This window comes from Cupriavidus sp. 01L415 (assembly GCF_056400065.1).
In genome coordinates this window covers 43991-61383 of record NZ_JBFTSP010000010.1, presented here as the reverse complement: position 1 = coordinate 61383, position 17393 = coordinate 43991, and the positions used below count along the sequence as shown (strand labels likewise).

Here is a 17393-nt window from a genome sequence, read left to right as displayed (position 1 = left end):
GCCCGACACCGAGACAACCGAGACACCGGAAAGGAACCCCAGACGCATGCATCACGCCACCCCGCTCATCAGCACAATCGTCGGCGGTATCGTGCTGGCGTTCATCCTGGGTGCGATCGCCAACAAGTTCAAGCTTCCGCCCCTGATTGGTTATCTCTGCGCCGGCATCGTCGTGGGGCCGCACACGCCTGGCTATACGGCCGACCAAGCGCTTGCGCCGGAACTGGCGGAGCTGGGTGTCATCCTGCTGATGTTTGGCGTGGGGCTGCATTTTTCGGTCAAGGACCTGATGGCGGTGAAGACTATCGCCATTCCCGGGGCCATCGTGCAGATCGCCATTGCCACCGCGCTGGGCATGCTTGTGGCATGGGGCTTCGATTGGTCGTGGGGGCAGGGGCTCGTGTTCGGCCTGGCGCTGTCCGTGGCGAGTACCGTCGTGCTGCTGCGTGCCTTGCAGGAGCGTGATCTGGTGGAGTCGCCACAGGGGCGCATTGCGGTGGGCTGGCTGATTGTCGAGGACCTGGCGATGGTGCTGACGCTGGTACTGTTGCCGGCCATGGCCGGGCTGCTCGGCAGCGGGCATGAGGGCGATGCGGTCGTGCCGAGCACCATGGAAGTCCTGATCGAGGTGTTTGCCACGCTCGGCAAGGTCGTCGCGTTCGTGGCCGTGATGCTCGTGATTGGTCGGCGCTTCATTCCATGGATGCTGGAGCGCATTGTCTGGACCGGCAGCCGCGAGCTGTTTCGACTGGGAGTGCTGGCCACCGCGCTGGGCGTTGCCTTTGGGGCTTACTCCTTATTTGGCGTGTCGTTTGCGCTGGGGGCCTTCTTCGCCGGAATGGTGTTGGCGGAATCGGAGTTCAGTCATCGCGCGGCCGAGGAATCACTCCCGCTGCGAGATGCTTTCGCCGTGCTGTTCTTCGTTTCGGTGGGGATGCTGTTCGATCCGATGGTGCTTGTAAATGATCCGTGGGGTGTGCTGGCCACGCTGCTGATCATCGTTGTGGGTAAGTCGCTGGCGGCGCTCGGCATCGTGCGGGCGTTCGGCCACAACAACAAGACCGGCATGACGATTGCCGTGAGCCTGGCGCAGATCGGCGAATTCTCGTTCATCCTGGCCAGTCTGGGCGTCTACCTGAAGATTCTGCCGGAGCGTGGCCAGGCGCTGATCCTCGCTGGCGCGTTGCTGTCGATCCTGCTCAACCCCGTGCTATTCCACATGCTCGACCGCTACAGCGCACGGATGGATCGGGGCGGAGATCCGCAGCCGGTCTGAGGGTGTAGTCTCGGCTCAGGTGCAGAGGGCCGGCGCCGCGCCACGCAGGTATTCGGTGAAGGCCAGCAGGCCTTGGGTTGGAAATTTGTCCTGATGCACGACAAGTTGCAGCGGGCGAATGACGCGCGGCAAGCCGTTGCGCAGCGCCACGAGAGCGCCGCGCTCGATCTCGTCGCGCACCACGTGCAGGGACAGGCAGCTCACGCCGAAGCCGCTCATCACGGCGCGCTTGATGGCCTCTGCGTTGCCGAGCTCCAGTGCAAAGCGCAGCGCCCCGAGATGTGGCACAAGCCGCTCTTCGATAACCTCCCGCGTACCCGAGCCCGGTTCCCGCACGATCCAGTCGGCCTCGCGCAGCATGCTGTGGAGGATTTCTGGTTCCTCTGCGGTCATCGCCAGCGGGTGTGCCGGTCCTACGATCACCACCATCTCGTCGTCGCACCAGTGGACGCTACGCAGGTCGCGTTCGTGACTGGTGCCTTCGATCAGGCCAATGTCGGCCTCGAACTTCATCAGTGCCTGAAGCACATCTTGGGTATTGCCGATACGCAAGTCGAGCGTGCATGGACCAGTCTGTGCATTGCGAAAGCCCGCCAGAAGGGCCGGCAGGATATAGCTGCCGATGGTATTGCTGGCTGCGATTCGCAACTGGACGCCACCCGCCGACGCGAAGCGCTCAAGCTCGTGGGCCTGATCGAGCAATGACAATGCGCGCGGAAAGAACTGCCGGCCAGCTTCGTTGATACTCAGTCGCCGCGCCACCCGATCGAACAGTGGCCCATTCAGAGCGCGCTCCAGTTCTGATAGTGATGCGCTCACGGCAGACTGGGACATCGCAAGTGCGTCTGCCGCGGCAATGGTGCTGCCGTGTTGGGCGACGGCAACGAACACCTGCAGTTGACGCAGGGTCAGGCGAAGCGGGCGCTGGTCCATGGTGTGGCTTTATCGATATAACAGATTATGTATAACGATATTACCCGTTTTGCGGGTTAGGGCGCGACCATTACGCTTCAGGCAGTCCAAGAACATTGTCGCTGCCATGCCCACGACCCCTGCCTCTTCCCCTGCTTCTTCCTCACTGGCGGCCGCCGCTCCGTCGGGGTTGGCATTGTGGCGCGTCCGCGCGCTCACCCTGGCGCCGCTTGGTGCCATCGCCTGGCTGGCACTGGTGCTGGCCGACCATCCCGCGATCTCCAAGTATGGCTTGTCGGCCCTGACGCTGGCGATGTGCGCCGGCATGGTTGCCGCCAATACGATGCCGAAGCACTGGTTGACGCCGCTGGCGCCAGGGATGCAGTTCGCGCGCCATCACCTGCTGCGCCTTGGCGTGGCCTTGTACGGCCTGCGTTTGACGTTCGGCGCGATTGCAGCACTCGGCCTCGGTGGGGTCGTCGTCCCGTTGGCGATGCTGGTGGCGACGCTGCTGTTCGGCATGTGGGTCGGCACATCCTTCTTTGGCCTGAGCCGGCGGGAAGCGATTCTGGTGAGTGCGGGTAGCGCAGTCTGCGGCGCGGCCGCGGCGATTGCTGTGTCATCGGTCGTGCGGACCGATGATCGCCAGACTGCCGTGGCGGTGGCAACGGTGGTGTTGTTTGGCACGGTGGGCATGCTGCTGTATCCGTGGCTCTACGAACTGGCGACGCAGCAATTGCACTTGGCCGTGACTGAGCGCGCGTTCGGCATCTTCACGGGTGCCACGTTGCACGAGGTGGCTCAGGTGATCGCATCGGGCAAGATGGTGAGCGATGCCACGGCCGATGCAGCGGTTGTTGCCAAGATGGTTCGTGTGTTGGCGCTGGGTCCGCTGCTGCTCATCATGGCGCTGTGGCCGCGCACAAGCTGGTCGGACGCTTCAGGTGGCACGCGCAACTGGCGCGGATTGATGAAATCGGTGCCGTGGTTCGCGATTGGATTTGTCGCAGTGATGGCCCTGAATTCGGCGTCGATGGTGCCAGCATTGCTGAAGCCTGGCCTGATCGCACTCGACAACTGGCTGCTGGCATGTGCAATGCTGGCCATTGGTCTGCACACGCGCATTGGCGATTTGCTGCGCGCGGGCCGCAAGCCCTTGGCTTTGGCGGGTGTGCTATTCGTATTCCTGATCGGGGTGGGTGCGCTGCTTTGCGCGCTGTTGACCTGACCCAGCCCCGGGGAAGGGCGGTGCAAGAAGTGGTGCGGCCGACGGGACTCGAACCCGTAAGCCCGGAAAGGCGGCAGATTTTAAGTCTGCTGAGTCTACCAATTTCTCCACGGCCGCACGGCAAGCCCGGTATTGTCGTGGCTTACCCTGCAGGAAGCAAGCCAGAGCACTTCCGGCGAATGTGATCCCGCTGTTACCGCCGGTAACAATGTAGATACCCGCGTTGCACCTGGAGAATTGAGAACCCCTACAATACAGGTATCGAGATTCACTCAACTCTAGAGGCACGATCATGAAACGTTGGTTGTTCGCAGCATTCGGTGTAGCCGCCGCGCTGGCGTCTGGCGCTGCAATGGCACGCGTGAACGTGGACGTGGCGATTGGCGTGCCTGGTGTGGTGGTGGGCGGTCCTGCCTACTATCCGCCTGCGCCGGCTTACTATGCCCCGCCGCCGGTTGTGGTGGCTCCGGCGCCTGTCTACTACGGCCCGCCGCCGGTGGTGGTGCGCCCTGCACCGGTCTACTACGGTCCCCGCTACTACCCTGGTCCCGGCTACTACTATGGACACCCGGGGTGGCGCGGCCACGGTGGGTACTACCGGGATCACGGCCACGGCCATGGTCATGGCCACGGTCGTTGGTGAGATCAAGCCGGTACACAGTGATTGAATTGAAAGGTCGTTGAAAGGCGATTGTTAGAAAAAGCTCCAGGATTGGAGCTTTTTCTGTTTATACGGGCGAATTACCTCCGGGTTAATGGGATTTTTGCGAGAAGAATTGGTGGAAGATTGCGCAAGGTAGTTCCCATCGGAATTCATCAGTCAAAGAATTTGATGCGACCGCTCAAGTGATCTGGACGCTGACTTCAGGGTTTCCCCCTACACTGCCTTCGTGACGTTGCTCCCACAGGATCAGCCTGATGGCGCGGCGCCCGCTGCTAACAGGAACAAGGGGATTCACATGAACATCAAGCAACGCATGGCTGCCATTGCCACACTCGGCGCGCTGTCCGCCATTTCGGTTTCGGCGTTCGCCGCACCCGCCAAATTCGACGTTTACAGTGGTGGTCAGCGCGTGGGCGCTGTCGACACCTATACCGATGGTGCACGCGTCAATGATCGCCGCGATGTCTATACCGATGGTGCACGCGTAAATGACAGGCGTGACGTCTATCTGGACGGTGCGCGAGTGAACGACAAGCGCGACGCGTTCACCGATGGAGCCTGACCGATTCATCCAGCCAGTCGCAATTGAGCAAGGCCCGCAGCAATGCGGGCTTTTTTGCGCAATGTCCGTCAAGGTGAAAGACATTGAACCTCGGTGACGACCTTGGCAGGGACTTTCGCGCGATATACTGCGGCCTCAACCTGACATGAACCTGGAGAGAGGTATGCAGCAAAAAACCGTACTGACGGCTGACGACGTGAAGAAGGTGCTGGTCGCCGCCGAGGCTGAGGCCAAGGCCCACAACTGGGCTGTCACGATTGTGGTCGTCGATGACGGTGGCCATCCGCTCGGCATGCAACGCCTGGATGGCGTAGCGCCGATCTCGGCCTATATCGCCACGGAAAAGGCGCGCACGTCCGCGCTGGGCCGTCGCGAATCGAAGATTTACGAAGACATGATCAACAACGGCCGCTACTCGTTCATGACGGCGCCCGTGCTGCACGGCATGCTCGAAGGCGGTGTACCCATTGTCGTGGGCGATCAGGTAGTGGGCGCCGTGGGTGTGTCGGGCGTGAAGTCGACCGAAGACGCGCAGATCGCTCGCGCAGGCATCGCTGCCCTGGGTATCTGATCTCGCATTGCAAGGGCCGGGCGACTGGCCCCATGCAAAAGCAAAAGCCCCGCAGGCGCAATGCCTGCGGGGCGGTATAAAAAGATGGCATGGCTGGCGTCGGGCAATAGGGCAAGGGGTTTGGAAGCTTGCCGTATTGCGGTCCGACCATCTGGCTACTGCCTAACACCCCTTGAGAGGGTGGTCCCCACAAAAGTCATTGCAGTTGATATTGGCCGCACCGGCTGCGAAGCCGTATTTCACTTGGTCAGGATCAGTTTGCCGTAGCGCGTCACACGCAGAGTGTAGACCTCGCCGTTATGCAAAATCGGCAGCGTCGTGGCGCCGCGCATGATGGCTTCCAGCGGCACGGCCTGGGCGGTGGACTCGTTGGACGAACTGTCGGGGCGCATCAGGGCTTCCAGCCGCGCGGGCAGTGCGGCCACGGCCGACTTGACCGATTCGATCGCCGACGAAGCGGTAGACGTCTCACGGCGCGCCTGCGGGGCAACATCGACACGACGCAGGGACAAGCGGCGGCGCGTGACTTCACGCGGTTGCGACAGCGGCAGGCTCAGGGTGCTCATGATCTTCTCCGTACCAAGCATTCGATGTGTGATTCACAGTGACATCGATCTTAAATGAGAATTGTTATCATTACAAGGGTCTTCACGAACCTTTACACCTGCAATAACCACGCGACAATTCTTGCTAAGAACGCCAGGGCGGAGGGCGGTGCAGATCGTTGGAATCCATCCGAGCGAACGGGCAAAACGAACACCCATACAGACACGCATACGGCCGTTCACGCGGATCGACACGCAGTGCCCGAGCATCGACCCGCGTAACCTCGCGCGACCGACTGCGTACGAATGCGCAAAGTAAAAGGGCATCCAGTTGGATGCCCTTGCTCTTCCCGGCGTCCGCCCAGACGCGTCGAATCAGTGCTTCGGTTCAGTGATGAAGCCGATCTTGCCAAGCCCGCCGTGCTGCGCGGCGGCCATGACTTCGGCCACGCGCTCGTAGCGCACGTCGCGATCCGCACGCAGATGCAGCTCCGGTTGCGGCTGCAGCTGTGCGGCGTCGGCGATGCGGGCCTCCAGCGCGGGTTGATCAACTTCCTGCTGGTTCCAGAATACCTTGCCCTGCGCGTCAATGGACACGTTGATGTTTTGCGGCTTGCTGTCGTTGGGCTGGTTCGTCGCGCGCGGCAGATCGATCTTTACCGCGTGATTGATGACTGGAATCGTGATGATGAAAATGATCAGCAGCACCAACATGACATCGACCAGCGGCGTCATGTTGATTTCGCTCATCACTTCGTCATCGTCTCCGTCGAGAGTGCCGAATGCCATGATGACTTCCTTCTAATGCGGGTCGCGCTCAGTTCTTGACAGCCAGGCGCACCGAGCCGTCGTCGGCTGCGCGGGAGGTGGTCGGACGCACGCGGGCGCCGGTCACGAAGTATGCGTGCAGATCGTGCGCAAAGCGGTTGAGCTTGCTGATGACCGACTTGTTGCCACGGCTCAGTGCGTTGTAGCCCAGCACCGCGGGAATCGCCACGGCCAGGCCGAAGGCGGTCATGATCAGCGCTTCACCCACCGGGCCAGCCACCTTGTCGATCGTCGGCACGCCCGAGGCGCCAATGCCGATCAGTGCATGATAGATGCCCCAGACGGTGCCGAACAGGCCGACGAACGGCGCGGTGGAACCCACCGATGCCAGTACGGCCAGGCCGGACTGCATACGGGCGACGGCTTCGTCGATCGCGCTCTTGAGCGAGCGGGTCAGCCAGTCGGAAATGTCCAGGACGTCATGCAGTTGCGGCTGGCTCGCACGATGGTGCTGCGCGGCTTCCTTGCCAGTTACGGCCAGCGTGCGGAACGGGTTGGCGTCATTGGCGCCCAGCGTTTCCAGTGCGTGGTCGAAATCGTCGGAATGCCAGAAGCGCTTTTCCGCGCCATGCGCCATCTTCTTGAGGCGAATCAGATCCCACGCCTTGGTGAGGATCACGATCCACGACAGCAGCGACATGATGAGCAGAATGATGGCGGTCGCTCGCATGACGAAATCGCCTTGCGACCAGAGGTGGGAGAGTCCGAGGTCCTGCATGGTGGTTCCTGATGATGTCTGTGTTTGGGAAGATCGGAAAATTCCGGGAAATCAGTTCAGTTCGAAATTGATCGGCTGCTGCGCTGTCACGGCCACGGCGCGGCCGTTGTCCATGTAGGGCTTGCAGCGCATCTTCTGCACGGCGTCTACCGCAGCCTGGTCAAGTCGTGATGACCCGCTAGACGTGACTACTGCAGTCTTTACCACATGGCCGCCTTCGTCGGTGGTCAGGCGTACCACGGCCTTGCCGGTCTCGCCCATACGGCGAGACTGCGACGGATAGGCGACCTGAGGCGGCGAGCAGGCGATCTCGCCTATGCCCACGGCGCGCGGCGCGGCGTTGGCCGGCGCCGCAGGCGCAGCGGGTTCCGGTGCGGGCGCAGGCGGTGCAGGCGGCGAGGGCGGCGCCGAGATAGCCGTCGGTGTCGGCGGCAGCGATGCCACCGGCTCCGGCGTCGGTTGCGGCCTCGGCGGGGTGGGGCGCGGCGTCACCACCTTGACCTGCTTGGGCGGCGTCTCCGGCCTCGGCTTTGGCGGTTCCGGCGCGGGCGGCTGCTGAGGTGGCTCCAGCGGAATGATCCGGGCGACGATTTCAGGCGAGATGACCGCTTCGGTCAGCTTGCGCGCCAGGCCACTCTGGACCAGATACAGCAGCCCGGCATGAAACAGCAGGACAGCAACAGTGATCTTGAAGAATCGTTGATCGAACATGGGAAGAACGACAGGTGAACGCCGGTTGGCGCAATCACTTGCGGTAGAACAGGATCAGCGAGATGCCACATCCGACCAGCAGGCTCAACAGCAATTCCATGATAACGCTCCAAAAAACAGCCTCGAAGAAACCGGGTTGCCGGGGGAGCGCCACTCTTGGGTAGCGTATCAGGGCGATAGTATAAACGATAATGATTCTTATTTGTTGCGCATTGTGCAATGCGTTTGGCCGATTCGCCAATATGATGGCCCATCCTGGCAGCAATCGCATGGCCGGGTAACGAGAGTGCTACCGAGGAGTGCTACCGGAGCCCTGCGTGGGAGAGGCCGCGTCCGCCGGGTGTCTCCAATACCCCGGCGGCGGAAAACCGCGCTAGGATTATTAGAACGAATCCATCCGGCGGCAGAAAGGAAAAGGCGAAAGACACAACGTGACACCCCACTAGCGGCAGAAACAGCGCAGGCGATGGCGCTCCCGCGGTCCGGGCGCCCGCCAGCCCTGTGCGAAGGGAACTGGCCATGGACTTCACACGTTTTGCTGAAGACGACCGCTCCACGCTCCTCCGCGCTTCTCCCGGCCTGACCGGGACTTCAGCGCTGGACTGGATGTGTGCCCAGTTTGCATTGCGCGTCGTATGCGCGCTCGGGCCCCGTTTTAACCTGCGCAGCAACATCAATGACGTGTTGACCGTCAGCGCACAGGAAATGGTCTGGCCTTATGGGGTGGTGCTCCGCGTGCAGCGCTTCCTGTCGGCGCGGTGTGCCGACATGCCAGCATGGAAGGGCGCGTCGCGGCTGACACCCGAGGAATTTCTGGATCGCCACGGCCAGTGGAACAGCGCTTTCGATGAAAGCGCGTTGTTCTACTATCTCGACGAGTACGTCAAGCACCACGCCAAGGACATGTTCGCGGTGTTCGATGCATCGGCCGCCGCGATCGCCGCGCGGCTGGACGGCGAACGCGTGCTGCTGGTGCGCAACATCGACATGCTCAGCCACGTGCTGAACCTGCCCGAACACGAACGCAAGCTGCTTCTCTACGCCGCGCTGGCCAAGTACAAGCGCGACCTGCGCGCGGTGATGGTCGACTGCAAGGTTGCGCACAGCCAGGAGGCCTTTCAGATCCTGGCCGGCCTGACCGGCGCGAGCCCCGCCGACATCGCAGTGTCGCTGCGCCCCGGTTCGCGGCTGGAAACCCTCAACCTGATCGAACAGCCTCTGCCGGAGAACAGCGTCACGGACCTCGGCGACCTGATGCGACTGTCCGACCGGCTGCTCCACGTGCTGCTGGGCAACTATGCGAGCGAGGCCGAGATGATGGCGGTCTTCACTCGGCCTGCCGCCCCGCCCACGCTGGGGACGAGCGACTACCCCCATGTGGAGACCGATGCCCGTTATCTCTCCGCGCTGCTGGCCAATGCCACGCGCCAGAATGCCGCTGGCGTCAATGTGTTGATCTATGGTCCGCCAGGTACTGGCAAGACAGAATTTGCGCGCCTGCTTGCGCGCGAGGCCGGCTGCGAGCTTTACGAGGTCGATTGCTTCGATCGCGATGGCAACAGCCTGTCCGGCAAGGACCGCTATCGTTCGCTGCAGGTCTCGCAAGCGTTCCTGCGCGGCCGCCCGCGCACAGCGTTGCTGTTCGACGAAGTCGAGGACGTCTTCCCCGGCAGCGCGCGCGAGTTGATGAGCCTCTTCGGACAGGAGGACACGCGCGCCTCCGTCAATGGCAAGGCCTGGGTCAATCAGACACTGGAGCAGAATCCCGTGCCGGTGATCTGGATCTCCAACTCGATCCGTCAGATTGATCCGGCTTATCTGCGGCGCTTCCAGTTCCATCTGGAACTGAGGATTCCGCCACCGCTGGTGCGCGAGAACATCATCCGCAAGCACCTGGGCGGGCTGGCCGTGAGCGATGCCTTTATCGCCACGCTGGCGGCGCGCAAGACGCTGACACCCGCGCAGGTGCAGTCGGCCGCGCGCTTCGTGGAACTCGCGCGGCCCGATGTGGAGGAACCCGTCGAGGCGCTGATCCTGCGTCAGCTGGAGCATGCGGACCGCGCGATGGGCTTGCGGCCCGAGGCCGAGGCACGTCCCGTGGTGACCCACTACCGGCTCGATAACCTGCACCTGGAAGCGCGCTATGAGGTGGACAAGATCGTGCAGGCGCTTGGCGCGCGGCAACGGGGCACGCTGTGTTTCTACGGGCCGCCCGGCACTGGCAAGACCGCGCTCGCCGAGCACATCGCCGCCGAACTCGATCTGCCGCTGATGATCCGGCGTGCCTCTGACCTGATGAGCAAGTACGTCGGCGAAACCGAACAGCAAATTGCCGCGATGTTCGCGCGCGCGGAGGAGGACGGGGCGGTGCTGCTGCTTGATGAGGCCGACAGCTTCATGCAAAGCCGCCAGCAGGCGGTGCGCAACTATGAGGTGTCGGAAGTCAATGAGATGCTTCAGGGCATGGAGCGCTTCAACGGCATTTTCATCTGCACGACCAACCTGTTCGATCGTATCGACGAAGCCGCGCTGCGGCGTTTCTCGTTCAAGATCCGCTTCCTTCCGCTCAAGCCCGCGCAGCGCGCGACCATGTTCATCGACGAGGCTCTGGAAGGCAATGAAGGCCGTATGACCGATGCCATTCGCCACGAGCTTGATGCGATGGATTGCCTGACACCGGGCGACTTTGCCACGGTCAAGCGGCAGTCCGTCGTACTGGGGGAATCATTGACGCCCGATGAATTCCTCGCGCAGCTTCGCCAGGAGCATGCGGTCAAACCGGAGGTGCGGCATCACAAGCCGCTGGGTTTCTTCCAGTAGCGACGGATCGACAGTGCGTCAGACGGCCGGGGCGGGTTCGATGGTGACAGTCTCGGCATTCGTCTCCACCTGCAGCAGCGCCGCGGCCATGGCCCGCAAGTGTGCGGCATCCTTGGTGGATAGACAGCGGTCGCGCGGCATGGCGTCCGGGCCGGCCGCCAGATCGAATTCGACGAGCTTGCGCGCCAGCTGGCGGGCGATGGCGCTGCCGGTGTCGACGAGCGCGAGCTGGTCGCCCACCATCGCGCGAATCGTCTCCGCAAGGAAAGGGTAGTGGGTGCAGCCGAGCACAAGTGTGTCGGCGCCGGCTTCGAGCATCGGGGTCAGGAATGCGTCGAGCTTGTCGCGCACGGCCGGCCCGGACACGTCGCCTTGCTCGATCAGCGGCACCAGGCCCAGGCCGGCCTCACAGACGAAACGGCTTTCGTCTTGCAGCGACATCAGCAACCGGTTGAATTTGGCGCTCTTCAAAGTGTTGGCGGTGGCCAGCACGCCCACCACCTTGCTGCGGCTCGCGGCCGCTGCGGGTTTCAGCCCCGGCTCCACGCCGATGATCGGCAGCGTCAGTCGATCGCGCAGCGTCTGCACCGCGTGCATCGTCGCGGTATTGCAGGCAATCACGAGGGCCTTGCAGCCCTGCGCCGCCAGCCACTCGCAGACCTGCAGCGTGCGCGCCTCCACGAAGCGCTCGGGCTTCTCGCCATAGGGCGCGTAGCGGGAGTCAGCCAGGTAAAGCAGCGATTCGTGCGGCAGCAGCGCGCGGATTTCGCGCAGGACGGACAGGCCGCCAAGGCCGGAATCGAAAACGCCGATAGGTGCGGGATTCACGTGGGGCAGGAAGTGAAGAGCATTCAAACAAAAAAGCCGGGCCACATCGACCCGGCTTTCCTGTGTGGAGAACCTGCGCGAAGCAGGTCCGCCGGTGCCGCCATTATGCCGCCGCGACCGGGATCTTGCCGATCTTGGCCTGCCATTCGGCGGGGCCAGTTTTGTGCACGGACGTACCCGAGCTGTCCACGGCTACCGTCACCGGCATGTCCTTGACGTCGAACTCGTAGATCGCTTCCATGCCCAGGTCTTCGAAGGCCAGCACCTTGGCGCCGCGGATTGCCTTCGACACCAGGTAGGCCGCGCCACCCACGGCCATCAGGTAGGCCGACTTGTGCTTCTGGATCGCTTCGATCGCCACAGGGCCGCGCTCGGCCTTGCCGATCATCGAAATCAGGCCGGTCTGCGACAGCATGATCTCGGTGAACTTGTCCATGCGGGTGGCGGTGGTGGGGCCAGCCGGGCCGACCACTTCGTCGCGCACCGGATCCACCGGGCCCACGTAGTAGATCACGCGGTTGGTGAAGTCAATGGGCAGCTTCTCGCCCTTGGCCAGCATGTCGGCGATGCGCTTGTGCGCGGCATCGCGGCCGGTCAGCATCTTGCCGTTGAGCAGCAGCGTCTGGCCAGGCTTCCACGAAGCCACTTCTTCCGGCGTCAGCGTGTTCAGGTCCACGCGCTTCGACGTCTCGGTGTTCGGCGCCCACTCGACCTTCGGCCAGGCCGACAGGTCCGGCGCTTCCAGCTGGGCCGGGCCACTGCCGTCCAGCGTGAAGTGCACGTGGCGAGTGGCCGCGCAGTTCGGGATCATCGCCACGGGCTTGGATGCCGCGTGCGTCGGCGATGCCATGATCTTGACGTCCAGCACGGTGGCCAGGCCGCCCAGGCCCTGTGCACCGATGCCCAGCGCGTTGACCTTTTCGTACAGCTCGACGCGCATTTCCTCGACCCAGTCCTTCGGGCCGCGCGCGATGATGTCCTGGATGTCGATGGATTCCATCAGCGATTCCTTGGCCATCACCATCGCCTTTTCGGCGGTGCCGCCGATGCCGATGCCCAGCATGCCCGGCGGGCACCAGCCGGCGCCCATCGTCGGCACGGTCTTCAGCACCCAGTCCACGATGGAGTCGGACGGGTTCAGCATCACGAACTTGGACTTGTTCTCGGAGCCGCCGCCCTTGGCCGCGACCTGGATGTCCACGGTGTTGCCCGGCACGACCTCGTAGTGAATCACAGCCGGGGTGTTGTCCTTGGTGTTCTTGCGGGCGCCTTCGGGCGGGCTGACGATCGAGGCGCGCAGCACATTGTCCGGGTGCGTGTAACCACGGCGCACGCCTTCATTGATCATGTCCGTCAGGCCCATGGTGGCGCCATCCCAGCGCACGTCCATCCCCACCTTGACGAAGATCGTGACGATGCCGGTGTCCTGGCACAGTGGGCGCTTGCCCTCCGCGCACATGCGGCTGTTGGTCAGGATCTGCGCAATCGCATCCTTGGCGGCCGGACTCTGTTCCAGCTTATAGGCGCGGCCCAGGCTGGTGATGTAGTCCATCGGGTGGTAATAGCTGATGTACTGCAGGGAGTCGGCGACGCTCTGGATGAGGTCTTCTTGCTTGATGACTGTCATTTTGTGGGGGAGGGCAGCGGTGAAACACAGCCCGGGATGATACACCGTGACGGCGACGGTTGCGGAGTTGCATACAGCCGTCGACATCCCGAAAAGCGATCAAGGCTCCACCCGGAAGGGCCGGACTGCCTCAGTGCGCCTGTTGCGGCGCACCCGAGGCCGGCGCATGGCCTGCCGCGTGAGGATGGGACACCATGCGGTCCACCCAGGCCATCGCCAGCGCGGAAAGCAGGAAGGCCACATGGATGATGACCTGCCACATGATGGTGTGATGGGAGCGCTGGTCGGCATCGATGAATGTCTTCAGCAGATGGATCGACGAAATGCCGATCAGCGCCATCGACAGCTTGACCTTGAGCACGCCCGCGTTCACGTGGTCCAGCCACTCGGGCTCGTCCGGGTGGTTGTCGATACCCAGTCGCGAGACGAAGGTCTCGTATCCGCCCACGATCACCATGATCAGCAGGTTGGAGATCATCACCACGTCGATCAGGCCCAGCACCACCAGCATGATCTTGGTCTCGTCATAGGTGGTGACGTGCGACAGCAGGTGCCAGACCTCATGTAGGAAGTGATAGACGTAGACGCCTTGCGCAACGATCAGGCCGAGGTAGAGCGGAAGCTGCAGCCAGCGGGACGCAAAGATGATGCGGGGAATAGGGCGAAGAGGGGTGTAGGCCATGGGCAATGCAGGGAGGCGATTGTAAATGTCTCAAGACAATCAAGATGGGGTGTGATTGTACCTTGCGCCCCAGGACAATCGAAACCGTCACATCCGGTTTATCGGGGGCCTCCCGGTGCCCCTTGCGTCAGTTCCCGTCTGGCGTTGCCTGATCCGGGCGACTCCGCAGCGCGCGTCGCGCGATCGGCCCTGGCAAGCTGGCCAGCGCGATCCCGCCCAGCACGCAGGCCAGCGCCACGCCGTGCGCCCAGCCCGGCCGCTCCCCCAGGAAGGCGATGCCGTACAACGCAGCCGCCACCGGTAATACGGACGTGAACACGCCCGCCAGTTGCGCCGGCACATGGCGGATGCCCTTCATCCAGAGCCAGAACGAGAACACGCTGGCCGATAGTGCGTACCAGAGCAGCATCGCCCAGGTGGTGCCGGCCACGCTGCCGAAGTCGAACGTCAGCAGCGGCAGCAGCCCCAGCGGCAGCATCAGCGCACCGCCGATCAGGTGGGTGTATGCGCAGATCTCGATCGCAGCCAGCGTCTGCGAGAGCCGGCGCGACAGGATCACGTAGATCGATTCACACACCACCGCGCCCAGGATCATCAGGTTGCCGACCAGTGCCTGGCCACCGGCCTGGCCGCCGTGATCTTCGCCGCCACGGGCGATATTGAGCACGGCGATGCCAGCGACCGCCAGCAACACTGACGCCACGGTCCGGCGCGACAGACGCTCCCGCAGCCACAGCCAGGAGAGGATGGCCACCGTGGCCGGGATCGTGCTGGTGATCACGCCCGCGGCCATCGCGCTGGTCAGTCGCACGCCGCCCAGCATCAGCAGCGTGAACATGAACGTGCCGAAGAACGCCATCAGGAAGAGGTTGCGCCATTCGCCTCGCGACACCGTGCGCATGCGCGAGGGCCGATACCACGGCGACAGGCACACGATCGCAATCACGAAGCGAAGCAACGCGAACAGCAGGACTGGTACCTCGGCGATGATGGACTTCCCCAGGCCGACGTTGCTGCCAACAAGGGCCATCGCGGCGATCAGGAAGAGTGCGTGGACAGGCAAGGCGTGTACAACCGGGAGATGGGAGCGGCGCCGGAAAACGGTGAACCGAGAGGCGCCGCAAAAAATGATGGGAGCGCCACGAAATGCTCGCATGCGGCGTTCGGGTATGGGGCTCGGCGCATTATAGCTGTGCTAACGTAGTAGAGCCGACTGCACTTGCGCCCCCGTCTCCCGCTTTTTGCCTGCTGCGCCGCAGCATCCGTCAACGATGCCGCGTGTGCCTGCACCGTCAGGTTTAAGTAAGCCGCCGGGCGTACCTTGCAGCGAAGCTGTCAAAGTCAAACAGGAGACAACCCATGTCCGCCATCGAGTCGGTGATGCAGGAGCATCGCGTTTTCAATCCCCCCGAGTCGTTCGCCAAGTCTGCGGCGATCCCCAGCATGGCGGCCTACCAGGCCCTGTGCGACGAAGCCGAAAAGGACTACGAGGGCTTCTGGGCGCGCCACGCCCGCGAGCTGCTGCATTGGGACAAGCCGTTCACCAAGGTGCTGGACGAGAGCAACGCGCCGTTCTACAAGTGGTTTGAGGACGGCCAGCTCAATGCCTCCTACAACTGCCTCGAGCGCAATATCGAAAAGGGCATCGGTGACAAGAACGCCATCGTCTTCGAAGCGGACGACGGCACCGTCACCCGCGTCAGCTACAAGGAACTGCTGGCGAAGGTCAGCCGCTTTGCCAACGGGCTGAAGGCACTGGGCATCAAGAAGGGCGACCGCGTCGTCATCTATATGCCGATGTCAGTCGAAGGCGTGGTGGCAATGCAGGCCTGCGCCCGGGTGGGTGCCACGCACTCGGTGGTGTTTGGCGGTTTCTCGGCCAAGTCCCTGCAGGAACGCCTGGTGGACGTGGGCGCCGTGGCGCTGATCACGGCCGACGAACAGATGCGCGGCGGCAAGGCGTTGCCGTTGAAGGCGATTGCCGATGAGGCGCTGGCGCTGGGCGGCTGTGACGCCGTGAAGCACGTGGTGGTCTATCGCCGCACCGGCGGCAAGGTGGCCTGGACCGAAGGCCGCGACCGCTGGATGGACGAAGTTTCCGCCGGCCAGCCGGACACCTGCGCGGCGGAGCCCGTCGGGGCCGAGCACCCGCTGTTCGTGCTGTACACCTCCGGTTCCACCGGCAAGCCCAAGGGCGTGCAGCACAGCACCGGTGGCTACCTGCTCTGGGCGCTGATGACGATGCGCTGGACGTTCGACGTCAAGCCTGACGATCTCTTCTGGTGCACCGCCGATATCGGCTGGGTCACGGGCCACACCTACATCGCCTACGGCCCGCTGGCCGCCGGCGCCACGCAGGTCGTCTTCGAAGGCGTGCCGACCTTCCCGAACGCCGGGCGCTTCTGGGAGATGATCCAGCGCCACAAGGTCAGCATTTTCTACACGGCGCCGACGGCGATCCGGTCGCTGATCAAGGCCGCCGACGCCGACGAGAAGATTCATCCGAAGCAATACGACCTGTCGAGCCTGCGCCTGCTGGGCACGGTGGGCGAGCCGATCAACCCTGAAGCGTGGATGTGGTACTACAAGAACATCGGCAACGAGCGCTGCCCGATCGTCGATACGTTCTGGCAAACCGAAACCGGCGGTCACATGATCACGCCGCTGCCGGGCGCCACGCCGCTGGTGCCGGGGTCGTGCACCTTGCCGCTGCCCGGCATCATGGCCGCGATCGTCGACGAGACCGGCCAGGACGTGCCCAACGGCAGTGGTGGCATCCTGGTGGTCAAACGTCCGTGGCCGTCGATGATCCGCACGATCTGGGGTGACCCGGAGCGCTTCAAGAAGAGCTACTTCCCAGAAGAGCTCGGCGGCAGGCTGTACCTGGCCGGCGATGGCTCGATCCGCGACAAGGAAACCGGCTATTTCACGATCATGGGCCGGATCGACGACGTGCTGAACGTGTCCGGACACCGCATGGGCACGATGGAAATCGAGTCCGCGCTGGTCGCGAATCCGCTGGTGGCCGAGGCCGCCGTGGTGGGTCGCCCCGACGACATGACCGGCGAGGCCATCTGTGCATTCGTGGTGCTCAAGCGTTCGCGTCCGGACGGCGAGGAAGCCGTGAAGATCGCCACCGAATTGCGCAACTGGGTCGGCAAGGAAATCGGTCCGATCGCCAAGCCGAAGGACATCCGCTTTGGCGACAACCTGCCCAAGACGCGCTCGGGCAAGATCATGCGACGACTGCTGCGGTCCCTGGCCAAGAACGAGGAAATCACGCAGGACACCTCGACGCTGGAAAATCCGGCCATCCTGGACCAACTGAAGCAGGCACAATAAGACGCTGACGGGCCCAAGCCCCCAAGCCACGGCCCGCCGGCGCCCCACGCGCTGGCGGGCTTTTTTTGCACGGACGAAC

The 17393-nt window shown here is 63.3% G+C and carries 17 protein-coding genes and 1 tRNA gene; 7 read left to right on the top strand and 11 right to left on the bottom strand.

Features of this window, described 5'->3' with window-relative positions:
- Positions 1-46: 46 nt before the first annotated feature.
- Positions 47-1276: a cation:proton antiporter domain-containing protein gene (locus tag AC1DOX_RS16745; RefSeq protein ID WP_441619950.1), complete on the top strand. Its 1230-nt coding sequence runs from the start codon at positions 47-49 to the stop codon at positions 1274-1276.
- Positions 1277-1291: 15 nt separating this feature from the next.
- On the opposite strand, the gene AC1DOX_RS16740 is transcribed toward AC1DOX_RS16745, so the two are convergent.
- Positions 1292-2209 carry a LysR family transcriptional regulator gene (locus AC1DOX_RS16740; protein ID WP_441619948.1) on the bottom strand — a complete coding sequence of 306 codons (918 nt, stop codon included), beginning with the start codon at positions 2207-2209 and terminating at the stop codon, positions 1292-1294.
- Between the two features lie 106 nt (positions 2210-2315).
- On the opposite strand from AC1DOX_RS16740, the gene AC1DOX_RS16735 reads away from it, so the two are divergent.
- On the top strand, positions 2316-3416 hold the full coding sequence (locus AC1DOX_RS16735; RefSeq protein WP_441619946.1) for a YeiH family protein: 1101 nt from the start codon (positions 2316-2318) through the stop codon (positions 3414-3416).
- A gap of 30 nt (positions 3417-3446) precedes the next feature.
- Here the strand turns inward: AC1DOX_RS16735 and AC1DOX_RS16730 are convergent.
- A tRNA-Leu gene (locus AC1DOX_RS16730) sits at positions 3447-3533 on the bottom strand.
- A 175-nt stretch (positions 3534-3708) separates the two neighbouring features.
- Here AC1DOX_RS16730 and AC1DOX_RS16725 point away from each other — a divergent pair.
- The 3 genes from AC1DOX_RS16725 to AC1DOX_RS16715 all read left to right on the top strand — a co-directional run bounded on the left by AC1DOX_RS16725 (position 3709) and on the right by AC1DOX_RS16715 (position 5213).
- Positions 3709-4059 carry a hypothetical protein gene (locus AC1DOX_RS16725; protein ID WP_441619944.1) on the top strand — a complete coding sequence of 117 codons (351 nt, stop codon included), beginning with the start codon at positions 3709-3711 and terminating at the stop codon, positions 4057-4059.
- A gap of 316 nt (positions 4060-4375) precedes the next feature.
- Positions 4376-4642, top strand: coding sequence for a hypothetical protein (locus tag AC1DOX_RS16720; protein WP_441619942.1), 267 nt, complete (start codon positions 4376-4378; stop codon positions 4640-4642).
- A 163-nt stretch (positions 4643-4805) separates the two neighbouring features.
- Positions 4806-5213, top strand: coding sequence for a heme-binding protein (locus AC1DOX_RS16715; protein WP_092134486.1), 408 nt, complete (start codon positions 4806-4808; stop codon positions 5211-5213).
- A 239-nt stretch (positions 5214-5452) separates the two neighbouring features.
- On the opposite strand, the gene AC1DOX_RS16710 is transcribed toward AC1DOX_RS16715, so the two are convergent.
- The 5 genes from AC1DOX_RS16710 to AC1DOX_RS16690 form a co-directional block, all read right to left on the bottom strand.
- Entirely contained in the window at positions 5453-5779 is a 327-nt protein-coding gene (locus AC1DOX_RS16710; protein ID WP_441619940.1) for a hemin uptake protein HemP, read from the bottom strand.
- Positions 5780-6133: 354 nt separating this feature from the next.
- A complete protein-coding gene (locus tag AC1DOX_RS16705) occupies positions 6134-6547 on the bottom strand; it encodes an ExbD/TolR family protein (protein ID WP_092134483.1) in 414 nt (137 codons plus the stop codon).
- Between the two features lie 28 nt (positions 6548-6575).
- Positions 6576-7304, bottom strand: a complete 729-nt coding sequence (locus AC1DOX_RS16700; protein WP_092134481.1) for a MotA/TolQ/ExbB proton channel family protein — start codon at positions 7302-7304, stop codon at positions 6576-6578.
- A gap of 51 nt (positions 7305-7355) precedes the next feature.
- Positions 7356-8015, bottom strand: coding sequence for an energy transducer TonB (locus AC1DOX_RS16695; protein ID WP_441619936.1), 660 nt, complete (start codon positions 8013-8015; stop codon positions 7356-7358).
- A gap of 34 nt (positions 8016-8049) precedes the next feature.
- Positions 8050-8286 carry a hypothetical protein gene (locus tag AC1DOX_RS16690; protein ID WP_441619934.1) on the bottom strand — a complete coding sequence of 79 codons (237 nt, stop codon included), beginning with the start codon at positions 8284-8286 and terminating at the stop codon, positions 8050-8052.
- Positions 8287-8534: 248 nt separating this feature from the next.
- Here AC1DOX_RS16690 and AC1DOX_RS16685 point away from each other — a divergent pair, with 248 nt between their 5' ends.
- Complete coding sequence (locus AC1DOX_RS16685; RefSeq protein ID WP_092134477.1) at positions 8535-10835, top strand: AAA family ATPase; 2301 nt, start codon at positions 8535-8537, stop codon at positions 10833-10835.
- Positions 10836-10853: 18 nt separating this feature from the next.
- On the opposite strand, the gene murI is transcribed toward AC1DOX_RS16685, so the two are convergent.
- The 4 genes from murI to AC1DOX_RS16665 all read right to left on the bottom strand — a co-directional run bounded on the left by murI (position 10854) and on the right by AC1DOX_RS16665 (position 15035).
- Positions 10854-11663, bottom strand: coding sequence for a glutamate racemase (gene murI, locus AC1DOX_RS16680; RefSeq protein WP_441620046.1), 810 nt, complete (start codon positions 11661-11663; stop codon positions 10854-10856).
- Positions 11664-11766: 103 nt separating this feature from the next.
- Entirely contained in the window at positions 11767-13290 is a 1524-nt protein-coding gene (locus AC1DOX_RS16675; RefSeq protein ID WP_441619932.1) for a fumarate hydratase, read from the bottom strand.
- A 130-nt stretch (positions 13291-13420) separates the two neighbouring features.
- A complete protein-coding gene (locus AC1DOX_RS16670; protein ID WP_441619930.1) occupies positions 13421-13972 on the bottom strand; it encodes a TIGR00645 family protein in 552 nt (183 codons plus the stop codon).
- A 127-nt stretch (positions 13973-14099) separates the two neighbouring features.
- Complete coding sequence (locus tag AC1DOX_RS16665) at positions 14100-15035, bottom strand: DMT family transporter (RefSeq protein WP_441619928.1); 936 nt, start codon at positions 15033-15035, stop codon at positions 14100-14102.
- Between the two features lie 296 nt (positions 15036-15331).
- Between AC1DOX_RS16665 and acs the strand changes: the two genes are divergently transcribed.
- Positions 15332-17314, top strand: a complete 1983-nt coding sequence (acs, locus tag AC1DOX_RS16660; RefSeq protein WP_441619926.1) for an acetate--CoA ligase — start codon at positions 15332-15334, stop codon at positions 17312-17314.
- The last annotated feature ends 79 nt before the right edge of the window (positions 17315-17393 follow it).

Coding starts and splice junctions, on each gene's coding strand:
- AC1DOX_RS16745 (WP_441619950.1), top strand. CDS start 47: ATGCATCACGCCACCCCGCTCATCAGCACAATCGTCGGCGGTATCGTG.
- AC1DOX_RS16740 (WP_441619948.1), bottom strand. CDS start 2,209: ATGGACCAGCGCCCGCTTCGCCTGACCCTGCGTCAACTGCAGGTGTTC.
- AC1DOX_RS16735 (WP_441619946.1), top strand. CDS start 2,316: ATGCCCACGACCCCTGCCTCTTCCCCTGCTTCTTCCTCACTGGCGGCC.
- AC1DOX_RS16725 (WP_441619944.1), top strand. CDS start 3,709: ATGAAACGTTGGTTGTTCGCAGCATTCGGTGTAGCCGCCGCGCTGGCG.
- AC1DOX_RS16720 (WP_441619942.1), top strand. CDS start 4,376: ATGAACATCAAGCAACGCATGGCTGCCATTGCCACACTCGGCGCGCTG.
- AC1DOX_RS16715 (WP_092134486.1), top strand. CDS start 4,806: ATGCAGCAAAAAACCGTACTGACGGCTGACGACGTGAAGAAGGTGCTG.
- AC1DOX_RS16710 (WP_441619940.1), bottom strand. CDS start 5,779: ATGAGCACCCTGAGCCTGCCGCTGTCGCAACCGCGTGAAGTCACGCGC.
- AC1DOX_RS16705 (WP_092134483.1), bottom strand. CDS start 6,547: ATGGCATTCGGCACTCTCGACGGAGACGATGACGAAGTGATGAGCGAA.
- AC1DOX_RS16700 (WP_092134481.1), bottom strand. CDS start 7,304: ATGCAGGACCTCGGACTCTCCCACCTCTGGTCGCAAGGCGATTTCGTC.
- AC1DOX_RS16695 (WP_441619936.1), bottom strand. CDS start 8,015: ATGTTCGATCAACGATTCTTCAAGATCACTGTTGCTGTCCTGCTGTTT.
- AC1DOX_RS16690 (WP_441619934.1), bottom strand. CDS start 8,286: ATGCGATTGCTGCCAGGATGGGCCATCATATTGGCGAATCGGCCAAAC.
- AC1DOX_RS16685 (WP_092134477.1), top strand. CDS start 8,535: ATGGACTTCACACGTTTTGCTGAAGACGACCGCTCCACGCTCCTCCGC.
- AC1DOX_RS16675 (WP_441619932.1), bottom strand. CDS start 13,290: ATGACAGTCATCAAGCAAGAAGACCTCATCCAGAGCGTCGCCGACTCC.
- AC1DOX_RS16670 (WP_441619930.1), bottom strand. CDS start 13,972: ATGGCCTACACCCCTCTTCGCCCTATTCCCCGCATCATCTTTGCGTCC.
- acs (WP_441619926.1), top strand. CDS start 15,332: ATGTCCGCCATCGAGTCGGTGATGCAGGAGCATCGCGTTTTCAATCCC.